Raw genomic sequence first — 12,945 nt, 5'->3', positions numbered from 1 at the left:
GAACGGCCGGGTGCGGTGCCGGGCGTCGCGAGCCCGGCAGAGTTCGAAAGAGAGGGCCTAGTCCAGGCCCTGCGAGATGACCATGCGCTGGATCTGGTTGGTGCCTTCGACGATCTGCAGCAGCTTGGCCTCGCGCATCCAGCGCTCCACCGGGTGGTCGCAGACGTACCCGGCGCCGCCGAGTACCTGCACCGCGTCGGTGGTCACCCGCATCGCCACGTCGGTGGCGAACAGCTTCGCCTTCGCCGCCTCCAGTGAGTACGGCAGCCCGGCGTCCTTCAGGCGGGCGGCGGCCAGGGTGAGGGCCCGCGCCGCGGCGATCTGCGTCGCCATGTCGGCCAGCATGAAGCCGACGCCCTGGAAGGAGATGATCCGCTGCCCGAACTGGCGGCGTTCCTTCGCGTACCGCACGGCGTAGTCGGCGGCGGCCTGGGCGATACCGACGGCGCACGCCGCGATGCCCAGGCGGCCGCAGTCCAGGGCGCCCATCGCGATGAGGAAGCCCTTCCCCTCACGGCCGATCAGCCGCTCGGCCGGCACCCGGACGTCGTCGAAGCCGACCTGGGCCGTGGGCGAGGACCAGACGCCCAGCTTGCGCTCCGGTTCGTGCACGACCATGCCCGGCGTACCGCTGGGGACCACCAGGCAGGACAGGCCGCGGGCCCCCGGCCCGCCGGTGCGGGTGAACACGTTGTAGAAGTCCGCGTTGCCGGCGTGGGTGACCCAGGACTTGGTGCCCGTGATGCGGTAGCCGTCGCCCTCGCGCACCGCGCGGGTGGTGAGCGAGGCGGCGTCCGAACCGGCCTCGGGCTCGGACAGGCAGTACGCGCCCAGGAGTTCGCCGCCCAGCATGCCGGGCAGCAGCTCCTCGCGCTGGGCCCGGGTGCCGTACGTGGCGGTACCGAAGCAGGCCAGGTTGTGCACGTTGACCGCCTCGGCCACACCGAACCAGTGGTAGGCGATCTCCTCCAGCGCCTGGAGGTAGACCTCGTACGGCTGTCCGCCGCCCCCGTACTCCTCGGGGTAGGGCAGGCTCAGCAGTCCGGCCTTGCCGAGGGTGCGCACGATCTCCCGGGGGAACTCGTGGGCCGCCTCGAAATCGGCGACGCGCGGGGCGAGTTCACCGGCGGCGATCTCCCGGACGAGGCCGAGCAGATCGGCCGCCTCCTCGGTGGGCAGGATGCGCTGGACCTTCATCGGATGGCCTCCGTGGGTGTCGGGTGGATGGGCGACGGGTCCTCCGTGCGGGGAGACCGTGCGGACGGTGCGGTCAGCGCAGGCCCCAGTGGGCGGTCTCCGGCCAGTGGCGGCCCACGCGGCGGACGGCGTAGTCCCAGTAGGAGCGGACGGACAGGTCGGCGTAGATGAAGTCCTGCTTGGCGGCCACGTCCTGCTCGGTGGACCAGGTGTACGGGACGCCGGTGCTCTCGGCGGTCAGCTGGAGGCGGCAGGCCCGTTCCAGGACCTGCGCGAAGACGGAGGCGTGCCGCACGCTCTTGCCGACGATCACTCCGCCGTGGTTGCGCAGCAGGACGGCCGGGTTGTCGTCGAGGTCCTTGGCGATGTGGTCGCCGGTCTCGATGTCGAGGACGGTGTTGCTGGTCTCGGTGAACAGCCCGATCCGGTCGCGGAAGTAGGCGCCGTCGTGCGAGACGGGGCGCATCGGCAGGTCGGTGGCGCCGAACAGCAGGGTGTACGGGGCGTGGCTGTGGACGATGCCGTTGACGTCCGGGCGGGCCCGGTAGATGGCCTGGTGCAGGGGGAGCTCGGGCGGCGCCAGCGGCGGCGCGGGCAGGGTGTGGTCCACCGCGCAGCGGACGACGTCCTGGGGGGCGGCCTCGTCGAAGCCGACGAGCGCCCCCTTGATGAAGAACTCGTCCCGGCCGGGTATGCGGGCCGAGATCTGTCCCTGGTTGAAGTCGTCGTGCCCGTCGAGGGAGAGCATCCGGGCGCCGATCGCCAGCTGCAGGACGAGCCGGCGCTCGGCCGGGTCGAGCGGCTGCGGTTCGTCGGCGGTCATGTCGTGCTCCTAGCTGTCAAGTCGTCGTAGACGGTGCGCATGGTGACGAGGCCGGGGGGTGCGGTACGGGCCCAGTCGGCGGCGGCCAGCGCCCCCCGGGCGGGCACCGTCCAACTGCCGACGTGGTGCCTGACGTGCAGGGACTCGCCGTCCCAGGTGTGGGTCAACTCGTGTTCGCTGACCGGCAGTCCGGATCGTTCGTCGGCGATGTCGGCCACGGGGCGGCCGCTCGCCCCGGCCCAGGTGTCCGCCAGTGCCAGCGCGGTGGCGCTGGGCCGGTGCGCCTTCCCGAGCGGGTGCCGCTCGCGGACGGTGGTGGTCGCGACGAAGGGGGCCGCGGTGAGGGCGGCGGTGAGTTCGGCGATGCGCACCTGGAGGTAGTGGGCGAAGGAGAGGTTGGTGGCCCGGACCACCGGTACGGCTTCGGCCAGCTCGTGCAGTGCCTTCCACTGGGTGTCCGTCAGATTGGAGACACAGGCGATGAGCGGGACCCGCCGCGTGGCGCAGTAGTCGAGGACCGCGTCGTGCGCCTCGGGTGCGCTGGCGTCGACGAGTACGTCGGGTACCGCCTCGACGGACCAGCCCGCACGGCGGGACGCGGTGAGGCTGACCCGCGTCCCGTGGGCCCCGCAGGCCGTGCGCAGGGCCGTACCGAGCCGCCCGGCGCCGACGATGCCGAGGGTGGGGCCGCCGCTGGCGGCTGTCTCAGGCATCGGTGCCTGTTCCGCTGGCGACCACGAGGGCGGTGACGGAATCGATGGTCTCGTAGTGCTCGATGGCGGCTTCCGGGTCGAGGTAGACACCGACCTCGTTCTCGATGCTGTCGATCAGTCGCATGTAGGAGAGCGAGGAGTAGCCGACGTCACGCAGCGAGTAGTTGGCGCCGGCGAGTTCGTCGGCGGTGACGCTGCCGTCCCCCGCCGCGACGGCGAGGTCGAGGATCTTGGTACGAAGGGCGCTGCTGTCCATGGGGTACGTCCTGTGTCTCGAAAGGGGTTCAGCTGTTCTGGGGTTCGCTGAGCAGGCGTCGCAGGCTCTCGATCGACGGCTTGCCGATCGAGTTCGCCGGGATGCGGTCCACCAGGCGCAGGATCCCGGGCACTTTGAACGAGGGGAGCGTCCGGGCGCAGTGCGCGCGCAGGGCCTGTGCGCTCACGCCGGGTCCGACGGCGACGACGGCGGCCAGGGTCGGTTCGCCGTGCTGGTTGTCGGCCTCGAAGGCCACGGCGTCCAGCACCCCGTCGGCCGTGCGCAGCACTTCGGCGATCTCGATGGGATCGATCTTGCGTCCGCCCACGTTGACCAGTCGGCTCGTGCGGCCGGTCAGGTGGAGCGCGCCGTCGACGAGGTGGCCCTGGTCGCCGGTGCGGTAGTAGCCCTCGGCGTCGACGCGCTCCTCGAAGACGCCGGGCGCGTTGAGGTAGCGGGAGCCCATCGACTGGCTCCTGACCCGGATGCCCTGCTGCTCGGCGCGCAGGTCCACGCCGGGCAGGACCGCTCCGAGGCCGCTGCCGGCCCCGTCGGCGGCGTACGTCAGCGGACCGGTCTCGGCGACTCCGTAGTAGTTGTGGATCGGTACGCCGGTGAGTCGGGTGAACTCCTCGCGCACGCTCTCGCGCAGTGGGGCACCGGAGGAGATCGCGGTCCGGACGGCGGCGAAGCCCTCCTCCGGGGAGCGCCGCACGATCGACTCGTACAGGGCCGGGAAGGCCACCAGCCGGGTCGCGGCGGTGCTCTCCAGGAGTCGTACCACCCGGGACGCGGTGGGCAGTCCGTGCGAGAGGTGCAGTGAGGCGCCGGGCAGGAACGCCGCCAGCAGGGAGGTGTTGAAGGCCAGACCGTTGGAGAGGGCGGCGAAGCAGGCGATCCGGTCATCGGCGGAGAGGCCGGTGCCCCGGACCCAGTTGGCGGCGGCGGCGGACACGGCCGCACCGGAGAACTCGATGCAGTTCGGCCGGCCGGTGGAGCCGGACGTGAAGCGGCACACCTCGGTGTCGTCCAGCAGCCGCGGGCGGGGGCTCTCGTACCGGCGCACCCGGCTGACCGCGAGGGCGCCGAGTCCGGCGCCGTCGTCGAGGACCTCGTCCGTGACGGCGCGGACGTCCGCTCCCGGGGCGTGGACCAGCAGGTCCAACCCGCAGTCCTCGGCGATCCGGGACAGTTCGAACGGGCCGAAGGCCGAGTCGGCCAGGAAGGGCACGCCGCCGGCGAACAGGGTCGCGAGGTAGGCGACGACGTAGTCGACCGAGTTGGTGGCGTACAGCCCCACTCTCAGCCGCTCGCCCTCCGGGCGGTGCGGGGCGAGCCCGGCCGCCGCGGCGCGCGCCCGGTCGGCGAGTTCGGCGTATCCGAGCGAACCGTCGGCGTCGGTGACGGCGACGCGGTCGCCGTGGCGGGCGAGGATCTCGGTGAAGAGGTCGGGGAGGACAGCGCGCATCCGCCTCACCGCTCGTTCTGGGCGTGCGCGGTGGCGAGCCGGTCGAATTTGACGCCGGAATCGTCCGGGCTGCCGAGCAGCAGCGCGTACAGGATCTCGTCGTCCTCCGGCAGCCCCGCCAGCGTGCGCCACAGCGGTGTGTCGAAGCCGCCGATGGCGGTCACACCGACGGCGGCGCGGTTGGCGCCGAGGTAGAGCAGCTGGCCCAACGCGCCGCAGCGAAAGGCGAGTTCACGCAGGTTCTCGGCGTCGGCGGCCGATCCGGCCCCGGCGAGCGAGGTACGGGGGACGTGCAGCAGCACGACGGCCGCGGCTCCGGCGAGGGCGCGCTGCTGCATGCAGGCACGCGCCACCTCGTCCGTGGACGGCAGCCGTACGGGCTGCCGCTCCCCCGTGCCCAGCCGGTACACGGCGTCCTGGTCGGGTTCCGTCGTCGACCGCAGGACCAGGGTCGCGGACAGCGGCGAGAGGTCGGGCAGGTCGGTCTCCAACGGCGTCGACAGGGCGGAGACCGCCTGCCAGACGGCGGCGGCGGACAGGGGTTCGCCCGTGAACGCCTTGCTGGAGGTGCGCGTCCCGATCAGTTCCGACCACTCGGCCGGATCGCCCAGGCCCTGCTCCCCCGGGGAGAGCCGCCTGCCCGTACGGATACCCGTGAGCGGGGCGGGTGCGGTCCGCGGGGTCGCGGAGCCGGGGGACTCGGGCCAGCCCGCGAGCGAGTCCCAGCAGGTGCTCTCCAGCCAGGACCGCCACGTGGGCCCGCGCAGCTCCCGGTCGGTGTCGTCGTGCACGGTCCAGCCCGTCCACGACGCGTCGACAGACGCGGCCGGCACCACCACCGCGGAGTGGATCTCCCGGCAGTTCTCCCCCGCCTCCAGCAGTCCCGAGAGGGACTCCCTCGGGAAGCGCAGCCGTAGCGCCCCCGCGGCGCCACGGCCGGCCGCCGCCAGCAGCAGGTTGCCGGCCGCGTGCCCCGCGTCGAGCTGCGTGTACAGGTAGCCGCGGTCGCCGTACTTGCGCATCGACAGCCAGGGACGGGTGAGCGTGACCACCAGCGCTCCGCCGTATTCCGGCACGGTGAGCAGGGACGCGTCCAGCGCGGCCGTGACCCGGGTCCCGGCGGCCAGCCTGGCGCAGGTACGACGGTCGGCGTCGATCCGGAAGGCCGTCGGCACGCCGTCCTCCATGGCGAGGACGGCGAACTCGTAGGGGTACACGGCCCCGGCCGAGGGCACGGCCCGCGCCACGTACGAGCCGCAGGCGCGGTTGGCGCGGCTGGTCAGCACCCCTTCCTCCAGCAGGGAGAGGGCAAGGCGGAGGCCGGGCGCCGCCACCGGCTCGGCGGGCGGCTCGGGCGCCGCGGCTGGCAGGGCCACCTTGGCCCACAGGTCGACGTGGCGGCCCGAGGCTCCGCGCTCGGGCACATAGGCGACCGGCGCGGCTTTTTGTTTGATCAGATTTCCTTGCACGACTGACGCAACCTCCCATTCACTGACAGTTCACAAAAGGTGAACAAGGCAGGCGGTGCCCTCCGCACAGACTTTGCGGACTCAATGCACCACGGAGAAATACGAGGGGGCGCACCAAAACGGTTGACGCGATCCCCCGGCAGGGCTTATGGGCGCCCTTGACCAGCCACGACGCGATACAGAATCGCGAAACGGGCGATGTTGCCCCTCAATACAGAACTACTGCGTCGGTCACGACGCACACTTTCCATCGACCCCCGTGTCGGAATACAGCACGCATCGATTGAACCTCTCGCATAACGAGGAATCATGATCGTGTACGGCCGCTGCCAGCATGCCAAGGGTCTTGGGCATTGGTCAAGACCAATGAAACAAAGCTGCTAAATAAATCCCACCCAAGCGGGCGAACGCCGGAAACCAGACATAAGCCCGAAGAGGCGACCGCCATCAGGGGCGGCCGCCATCGGGAGGGCCCGCCCACCGCGCCACCGGGGCACGGGAGTTGGGCCCGGGCGCGGGCGGGCAGGCAGCAGGCCTGCAGGCGCGCGGGCTGGAGGTGTCGGAACGGGGAGGGCGGAGGGCGGCGGCCCTCAGCGGCGGACGCGCGGCATGCCGAGGCCGATCCACGAGATGATCTCGCGCTGGATCTCGTTGTTGCCGCCGCCGAAGGTGAAGATGACGGCGCTGCGGTAGCCGCGTTCGAGTTCGCCGTGCAGGACGGCCCCGGCGGAACCATCCTTGAGGAAGCCGGCGGCGCCCACGACCTCCATGAGCCAGGCGTACGCGTCCCGGCGGGCCTCCGAGCCGTACACCTTGACGGCGGAGGCGTCCTGCGGGGTGAGGGTGCCGTCCTGGACGGCGTTGACCATCTGCCAGTTGAGCAGCTTCATCGCGTCGAGACGGGCGTGGGTGCGGGCCAGGCGGCCGCGGACCCAGGACAGGTCGATGACGCGGCGCCCGTCGGCGAGCTTGGTCCCCGCGGCCCAGCGCTGGACGTCGTGCAGGGCGCGGATGGCCATGGTGCCGTGGGCGGCGAGGGTGACGCGTTCGTGGTTGAGCTGATTGGTGATCAGGCGCCAACCCCTGTTCTCCTGCCCGACGCGGCGGCTCGCGGGCACGCGGATGCCCTCGTAGTAGCTGGCCGTGGTGTCGTGGGAGGCGAGGGTGTTGATGAGGGTGCAGGAGTAGCCGGGGTCCGAGGTCGGCACGAGGAGCATGGTGATGCCCTTGTGCGCGGGGGCGTCCGGGTCCGTGCGGACGGCGAGCCAGACCCAGTCGGCGGTGTCGCCGTTGGTGGTCCAGATCTTCTGCCCGTCGACCACGTACGTGCCGGTCTCCTCGTCGCCCTCGCGGACCGCCCTGCATGCGAGGGCGGCGAGGTCGGTGCCGGCGCCGGGTTCGCTGTAGCCGATGGCGAAGTCGATCTCGCCCTTGAGGATCCGGGGCAGGAAGTACGCCTTCTGCTCGTCGGTGCCGAACTGCATGATGGTGGGGCCGACGGTGTTGAGCGCCATCAGGGGCAGCGGCACGACGGCCTGCGCGGCCTCGTCGAAGAAGATGAACTGGTCCATCGGCGACATCCCGCGGCCGCCGTACTCCTTCGGCCAGCCGACCCCCAGCCAACCGTCCGCACCCAGCCGGCGGATGGTCTCCCGGTAGAAGCGCTTCTGTGCGGCCGGGTCCTCGTACCGGGCGTAGACGTCCTCGGGGACGAGCTCGGCGAAGTAGGCGCGCAGCTCGGTGCGCAACTGCCGCTGCTCAGGCGTGTATTCGAGGTGCACGGCCCCTCCGGGATTCTCGCGGTCCAGCCGGTCGCTGTGGCGGCGGTCAGAGTAGAACCTGTTACAAGAATCCGGAAGGGGCGCGCGGGGCGCACGGCGCGGCGGCGAGCGGGCCCCCGCGGCCGGCGCCCCTCGTGCCCGTCAGTTCAGCGCGCTGATCATCGCCTCGGCCGTCGCCGCCATCGCCGTACGGGCCGCGGTCAGGTAGGGCCGGGGGTCCGCCGGGGTCAGGTGGGCGCGGATGGCGTCGGTCATGGCCACGTTCAGCGCGGTGCCGATGTTGACCTTGCGGATGCCGCCCGCGACGGCGGCCGCGAGCTCCGCGTCCGGCAGCCCGGAGGAACCGTGCAGGACCAGCGGCACGTCCACCGACTTGGCCAGCCGGGCCAGCAGCGCGTGGTCCAGGGCCGCCGTCCGGCTGGTCATGGCATGGCTGCTGCCGACGGCGACGGCCAGCGCGTCGACCCCCGAGTCGGCGACGAACCGGCGCGCCTCGTCCGGGTCCGTGCGTGCGCCCGGCGCGTGCGGGTCCAGCGGGGCGGCGCCGTTCTTGCCGCCGACCTCGCCCAACTCGGCTTCGATCCACAGGCCGTTGGCGTGCGCCCAGTCGGCGGCTGACCGGGTGGCCTCCAGGTTCTCGCCGTACGGGAGGTGGGCGGCGTCGTACATCACCGAGCTGAACCCCGCGTCGCACGCCTGCCGGAGCAGGTCCGCGCTCTTGACGTGGTCCAGGTGCAGGCCGACGGGGACCCCGGCGGCCTCCGCGCAGGCGACGGCCGCCCGGGAGATGGGCAGTAGCCGCCCGCCGCGGAACTTCACGGCGTTCTCGCTCAGTTGGAGGATGACCGGCAGCCCGGCCGCCTCGGCCCCCGCGACGACGGCCTCGGCGTGCTCCAGGGTGATGATGTTGAACGCGGCGACGGCCCGCCCCGCTCCCGCGGCCTCCAGGACCAGCGCGCCGGCCGGGACGAGGCTCATCGGACCGCCTCCTCGCCCGCCGTGAGGATCACCGAACGGGTCAGGTGGCGCGGCGCGTCCGGATCGAGCCCCTGGTGGGCGGCCACCGCCAGGGCCAGCCGGTGCACCCGGACCAGTTCGGCGAGGGGGTCGAGGGTGCCGGCCACCCACTGGGCGCCGGTCCCCCGGACCTGCTCGGCGAGTCCGTCGGGCGCCTCGTCGAGGGACCAGGTGGCGGTGCCGGGGCCCGAGACGCTGATCGGCCCGTGCCGGTACTCCATGGCCGGGTAGGCCTCCGCCCAGGACAGCGAGGCCTCGCGCATCTTCAGGGCCGCCTCGTGGGCGAGCCCGACGCTCCAGCCCCGCCCCAGGAAGGTGAACTGCCCCCGGCCGGCGAGGTCGGCGGGCAGCGGGCGGGCGAGCGCCGTCCGGGCGTCGGCGACCGCGGCCGGGGAGTGCGCTCCCACATGGGCGCGCAGCAGGGTCAGCGCCGTGGTCGCGAAGCGCGTCTGCACGACGGACCGCTCGTCGGCGAAGTCGAGGACGACGAGCTCGTCGGCGAGGGTCATCACCGGGGTCGCAGGGTCGCCGACGACGGCGGTGGTCGGCACGCCCGCGTCCCGCAGCCCGGCCAGCAGGTCCAGCACCTCGGTGGTGGTGCCGGAGCGGGTCAGGGCCACCACCCGGTCGTACCGGCGGTGCCGGGGGAATTCGGAGGCGGCGAAGGCGTCGGTCTCGCCGTGGCCCGCCTCCTCGCGCAGGACGGCGGCCGCCTGCGCCATGTAGTACGAGGTCCCGCAGCCGACGAGGGCGGTACGCTCCCCCGGCTGCGGCAGCACCGCGCGCCGGGCGGGGGCGAGGTCGGCGGCCCGCTCCCAGCACTCGGGCTGCGTGCCCAACTCGTGCGCGATGTGACTCATACGGGCTCCCTCGTGCTGCGGCCGGGGCTGGATGCGTTTTCCTGCAAGATAGCGCGCTGTTTCGCGCAACTTCAAGCATCCACGAGCTGACGGGCTGCGTTAGTGTCGGCGGGTGGGCCGACCGAGCACACGCGGTACACCGAAGGGGGCGGCCGATGACCCGCAAGGAACGCTGGCAGAAGCTGCTGGACCTGCTCGTGGAGCGGGGTGAGCTGGAGGTGGAGCCGGCGGCCGAGGTCCTCGGCGTGTCCGCCGCGACCATCCGGCGCGACCTCGACCAGCTGGCCGAGCAGCAGTTGCTGGTCCGCACGCGCGGCGGAGCGGTACTGCACGGTGTGTCGTACGAGCTCCCGCTGCGCTACCGCAGCTCGCGCCGCGCCGCCGAGAAGCACCGGATCAGCGAGGCGGTGGCGGGTCTTGTCTCCCCGGGCGAGGTGATCGGCCTGACCGGCGGCACCACGACCACCGAGGTGGCCCGGGCGCTGGCCGGGCGCGCCGACCTGGCCTCGGGGTCGCCGGCGCTGACCGTGGTGACCAATGCCCTGAACATCGCGGGCGAACTGGTGATCCGGCCGCAGTTCAAGATCGTGCTGACCGGCGGCGTCGCGCGCCCGCAGTCGTACGAGCTGACGGGTCCGCTCGCCGAGCAGGTGCTCGGTCAGCTCGCCGTGGACACGGCGGTGGTCGGGGTGGACGGCTTCGACCCGGCGGACGGCGCGGCCACCCGGCACGAGGACGAGGCCTCGGTCAACCGGCTGCTGTGCGAACGGGCCCGCCGGGTGGTCGTCGCGGCGGACTCCAGCAAGCTCGGCGTGCGCGCCTTCGCCCGTATCTGCGCGACCGGCGACGTGGACGTCCTGGTCACGGACACGGGCCTGTCGGGCGGCGTCGCGGCGGAGTTCGAGGCGGCGGGCGTCCAGGTGCTGCGGGTCTGACGGACCGGCCCGCGGCCGGTCGCCTGCGCGCGGCGCCGGGCGCCTGCGCTGTCACAGCAGGCGGAACCGACCGCCGACCGCCGCTCAGTGGGCCGTGAGCCGTTCCGACTCGCGTACCAGCGCGGCCAGGACGGGCGCGATCAGCGGGTGGCTCTCGGCGCCGCGCCGGGTGGCGGCGAAGACCCTGCGCGTCGCCGCCGGGCCCGCCACGGGACGGACCTGGACCTCTTTCAGGTCCATGCCGCGCAGCGCCGACCGGGGTACGAGGGCCACCCCCGCACCCGCGCCCACCAGTGCGGTCACGGCGCGGAAGTCGTCGGAGCAGTGCACGAACCGCGGTTGGAAGCCGGCCAGTTCGCAGGCCAGCAGGGTAACGTCGTGGCAGGGGTTGCCGGGGTACTGGCCCACCCAGTCCGCGTCGCACAGGTCGGCCAGCGCCACCGCGGGCAGGTCGGCCAGCGGGTGCCCCGTGGGCAGCACCGCGTCGAAGGGCTCCGCGTACAGCGGGAGGACGGAGAGCCGGCCGTCGTCCGCGCCCGGCGCGCCCCGGTACTCGACCGCCAGCGCCAGGTCGGCCTCGCCGTCGAGGAGCTGCGGCAGGCTCTGATCGCCCTCCGCGTCGCGCACCCGCAGTCGGATGCCCGGGTGCTCGTGCGCCAGCCGGGCGATCACCGGGGCGAGTACTTCCGCGATGCCGGTCGCGAAGGCGGCCACCGTGACCTCGCCCGCGGTGCCGCCCGCGTACGCGGCGAGTTCGGCCTCCGCCCGCTCCAGCTGGGCCAGTACCTCGCCGGCGTGCCCGACGAGGATCTCGCCGGCCGCCGTGAGGCGTACGCCCCGGCCGCTGCGGGTCAGCAGGACGTGGCCCGTCTCCTGCTCCAGCGCCGCGAGCTGCTGGGAGACGGCGGAGGGGGTGAGGTACAGGGCTGCGGCCGCGGCGGTCACCGTACGGTGGTCCGCCACGGCGCGCAGGATGCGCAGCCGGCGGGGGTCGATCACCCTGTCATTGTCGCAGGCCACCGGGGCCCCTCCGGCCGTCGGATCCGGGCCGGTCACCGCCGCTGCCCGCGTGCGGGACCGGCCGCGCCCCGCGTCGGGGACGGGCTGCGGCCGGTCAGGCGTCGGTCCGCGCCGGCGCCCCGCGTGCGACCGGCGGCGGCCGGTCAGGCGTCGGAGGCCGCCAGCGCCGCGCGCGCGTCGATGAAGGCGGCCACCGCGCGTTCCACGTCCGCCGTGGAGTGGGCCGCCGAGAGCTGTACACGGATCCGCGCGGCGCCGAGGGGGACCACCGGGTAGGAGAACCCGATCACGTACACCCCGCGTTCCAGGAGCAGCTCCGCCATGCGGGCCGCCTCCGCCGCGTCGCCGATCATCACCGGGGCGATGGCGTGGTCGCCGGGCAGGATCTCGAAGCCGGCCTCGGTCATCTTCGTGCGGAACAGCGCGGTGTTGGCGGCGAGGTGCTCGCGCAGGTCGCCGGCCGACTCCAGCAGGTCCAGCACCTTGAGGGAGGCCGCCGCGATGACGGGGGCGAGGGAGTTGGAGAAGAGGTACGGGCGCGAGCGCTGGCGCAGCAGCTCCACGATCTCGGCGCGCGCGGCGACGTAGCCGCCGGAGGCGCCGCCGAGGGCCTTGCCGAGGGTGCCGGTGATGATGTCGACGCGGTCCATGACCCCGTGCAGCTCCGGGGTGCCGCGCCCCCCGGGGCCGACGAAGCCGACGGCGTGCGAGTCGTCGACCATCACCATCGCGTCGTAGCGCTCGGCCAGGTCGCAGATCTCCGCGAGCGGGGCGACGTAGCCGTCCATGGAGAAGACGCCGTCCGTGACGATGAGCCGGCGGCGGGCGTCCTGCGACTCCTTGAGCCGGGTCTCCAGCTCCGCGAGGTCGCGGTTGGCGTAGCGGTAGCGGCGGGCCTTGGAGAGGCGGATGCCGTCGATGATCGAGGCGTGGTTGAGGGCGTCGGAGATCACCGCGTCCTCGGCGCCGAGCAGGGTCTCGAAGACGCCGCCGTTGGCGTCGAAGCAGGAGGAGTAGAGGATCGTGTCCTCCTGGCCGAGGAAGGCCGACAGCCTCGCCTCCAGCTCCTTGTGCACCTCCTGCGTACCGCAGATGAAGCGGACGGAGGCCATTCCGTAGCCCCAGCGGTCGAGGGCGTCCTTCGCCGCGGCGACGACCTCGGGGTGGTCGGCGAGACCGAGGTAGTTGTTGGCGCAGAAATTGAGGACCTCACCGGCGGCGCCGCCCGAGGTGACGGCGACGGCCGCGTTCTGCGGGGTGCCGATGACCCGCTCCGGCTTGTGCAGGCCGGCGGCGCGGATCTCGTCGAGGGTGCTGCGGAGGTCTTCGCGGACGGACTCGAACATGTGCGGTTCTCCTGGTGCGGCGGAGGGGCGGAGGAGGGGCCGGGCCCCGCGCAGGGGGGT

At 73.0% G+C, this 12,945-nt stretch carries 12 protein-coding genes; 1 reads left to right on the top strand and 11 read right to left on the bottom strand.

Translation table 11 applies throughout. The features are described from left to right. Positions 1-57: 57 nt before the first annotated feature. From ACFWUQ_RS01305 to ACFWUQ_RS01265, 9 genes are all read right to left on the bottom strand, one after another. Positions 58-1,197, bottom strand: a complete 1,140-nt coding sequence (locus ACFWUQ_RS01305; RefSeq protein WP_384531405.1) for an acyl-CoA dehydrogenase family protein — start codon at positions 1,195-1,197, stop codon at positions 58-60. Between the two features lie 73 nt (positions 1,198-1,270). Continuing rightward, positions 1,271-2,020, bottom strand: coding sequence for a class II aldolase/adducin family protein (locus tag ACFWUQ_RS01300; protein WP_384531404.1), 750 nt, complete (start codon positions 2,018-2,020; stop codon positions 1,271-1,273). Next, entirely contained in the window at positions 2,017-2,733 is a 717-nt protein-coding gene (locus tag ACFWUQ_RS01295) for a dihydrodipicolinate reductase C-terminal domain-containing protein (RefSeq protein ID WP_384531402.1), read from the bottom strand. The genes ACFWUQ_RS01300 and ACFWUQ_RS01295 overlap by 4 nt, the downstream gene beginning before the upstream one ends. Then, on the bottom strand, positions 2,726-2,989 hold the full coding sequence (locus ACFWUQ_RS01290) for a phosphopantetheine-binding protein (RefSeq protein ID WP_384531401.1): 264 nt from the start codon (positions 2,987-2,989) through the stop codon (positions 2,726-2,728). The genes ACFWUQ_RS01295 and ACFWUQ_RS01290 overlap by 8 nt, the downstream gene beginning before the upstream one ends. A gap of 28 nt (positions 2,990-3,017) precedes the next feature. After that, a complete protein-coding gene (locus ACFWUQ_RS01285; RefSeq protein WP_384531400.1) occupies positions 3,018-4,457 on the bottom strand; it encodes a class I adenylate-forming enzyme family protein in 1,440 nt (479 codons plus the stop codon). 5 nt (positions 4,458-4,462) lie between these two features. Beyond that, complete coding sequence (locus tag ACFWUQ_RS01280; protein WP_384531398.1) at positions 4,463-5,926, bottom strand: nitroreductase family protein; 1,464 nt, start codon at positions 5,924-5,926, stop codon at positions 4,463-4,465. Positions 5,927-6,516: 590 nt separating this feature from the next. Further along, entirely contained in the window at positions 6,517-7,707 is a 1,191-nt protein-coding gene (locus ACFWUQ_RS01275; RefSeq protein ID WP_384531396.1) for an acyl-CoA dehydrogenase family protein, read from the bottom strand. Between the two features lie 141 nt (positions 7,708-7,848). Next, entirely contained in the window at positions 7,849-8,685 is an 837-nt protein-coding gene (locus ACFWUQ_RS01270; protein WP_384531394.1) for a class II fructose-bisphosphate aldolase, read from the bottom strand. Beyond that, positions 8,682-9,584, bottom strand: coding sequence for an SIS domain-containing protein (locus ACFWUQ_RS01265; protein WP_384531393.1), 903 nt, complete (start codon positions 9,582-9,584; stop codon positions 8,682-8,684). Before ACFWUQ_RS01265 ends, ACFWUQ_RS01270 begins: the two co-directional genes overlap by 4 nt. Before the next feature lie 155 nt (positions 9,585-9,739). Here ACFWUQ_RS01265 and ACFWUQ_RS01260 point away from each other — a divergent pair, with 155 nt between their 5' ends. After that, positions 9,740-10,519: a DeoR/GlpR family DNA-binding transcription regulator gene (locus tag ACFWUQ_RS01260; protein ID WP_384531391.1), complete on the top strand. Its 780-nt coding sequence runs from the start codon at positions 9,740-9,742 to the stop codon at positions 10,517-10,519. A gap of 84 nt (positions 10,520-10,603) precedes the next feature. On the opposite strand, the gene ACFWUQ_RS01255 is transcribed toward ACFWUQ_RS01260, so the two are convergent. Continuing rightward, positions 10,604-11,518: a LysR substrate-binding domain-containing protein gene (locus ACFWUQ_RS01255; protein WP_384531390.1), complete on the bottom strand. Its 915-nt coding sequence runs from the start codon at positions 11,516-11,518 to the stop codon at positions 10,604-10,606. A 164-nt stretch (positions 11,519-11,682) separates the two neighbouring features. Beyond that, positions 11,683-12,885 (bottom strand): glycine C-acetyltransferase, encoded by a 1,203-nt coding sequence (locus tag ACFWUQ_RS01250; RefSeq protein WP_384531389.1) that lies wholly within the window; start codon positions 12,883-12,885, stop codon positions 11,683-11,685. Positions 12,886-12,945 lie beyond the last annotated feature (60 nt).

It is taken from the genome of Streptomyces sp. NPDC058662 (assembly GCF_042716255.1).
Classification (GTDB): domain Bacteria; phylum Actinomycetota; class Actinomycetes; order Streptomycetales; family Streptomycetaceae; genus Streptomyces.
The sequence above is the reverse complement of the archived record's forward strand: the minus strand, read 5'-3'. Positions and strand labels throughout refer to the sequence as shown.

Excerpts from the sequence above, each read along its gene's own strand:
- ACFWUQ_RS01305 (WP_384531405.1), bottom strand. The coding sequence starts at position 1,197 with ATGAAGGTCCAGCGCATCCTGCCCACCGAGGAGGCGGCCGATCTGCTC.
- ACFWUQ_RS01300 (WP_384531404.1), bottom strand. The coding sequence starts at position 2,020 with ATGACCGCCGACGAACCGCAGCCGCTCGACCCGGCCGAGCGCCGGCTC.
- ACFWUQ_RS01295 (WP_384531402.1), bottom strand. The coding sequence starts at position 2,733 with ATGCCTGAGACAGCCGCCAGCGGCGGCCCCACCCTCGGCATCGTCGGC.
- ACFWUQ_RS01290 (WP_384531401.1), bottom strand. The coding sequence starts at position 2,989 with ATGGACAGCAGCGCCCTTCGTACCAAGATCCTCGACCTCGCCGTCGCG.
- ACFWUQ_RS01285 (WP_384531400.1), bottom strand. The coding sequence starts at position 4,457 with ATGCGCGCTGTCCTCCCCGACCTCTTCACCGAGATCCTCGCCCGCCAC.
- ACFWUQ_RS01270 (WP_384531394.1), bottom strand. The coding sequence starts at position 8,685 with ATGAGCCTCGTCCCGGCCGGCGCGCTGGTCCTGGAGGCCGCGGGAGCG.
- ACFWUQ_RS01265 (WP_384531393.1), bottom strand. The coding sequence starts at position 9,584 with ATGAGTCACATCGCGCACGAGTTGGGCACGCAGCCCGAGTGCTGGGAG.
- ACFWUQ_RS01260 (WP_384531391.1), top strand. The coding sequence starts at position 9,740 with ATGACCCGCAAGGAACGCTGGCAGAAGCTGCTGGACCTGCTCGTGGAG.
- ACFWUQ_RS01250 (WP_384531389.1), bottom strand. The coding sequence starts at position 12,885 with ATGTTCGAGTCCGTCCGCGAAGACCTCCGCAGCACCCTCGACGAGATC.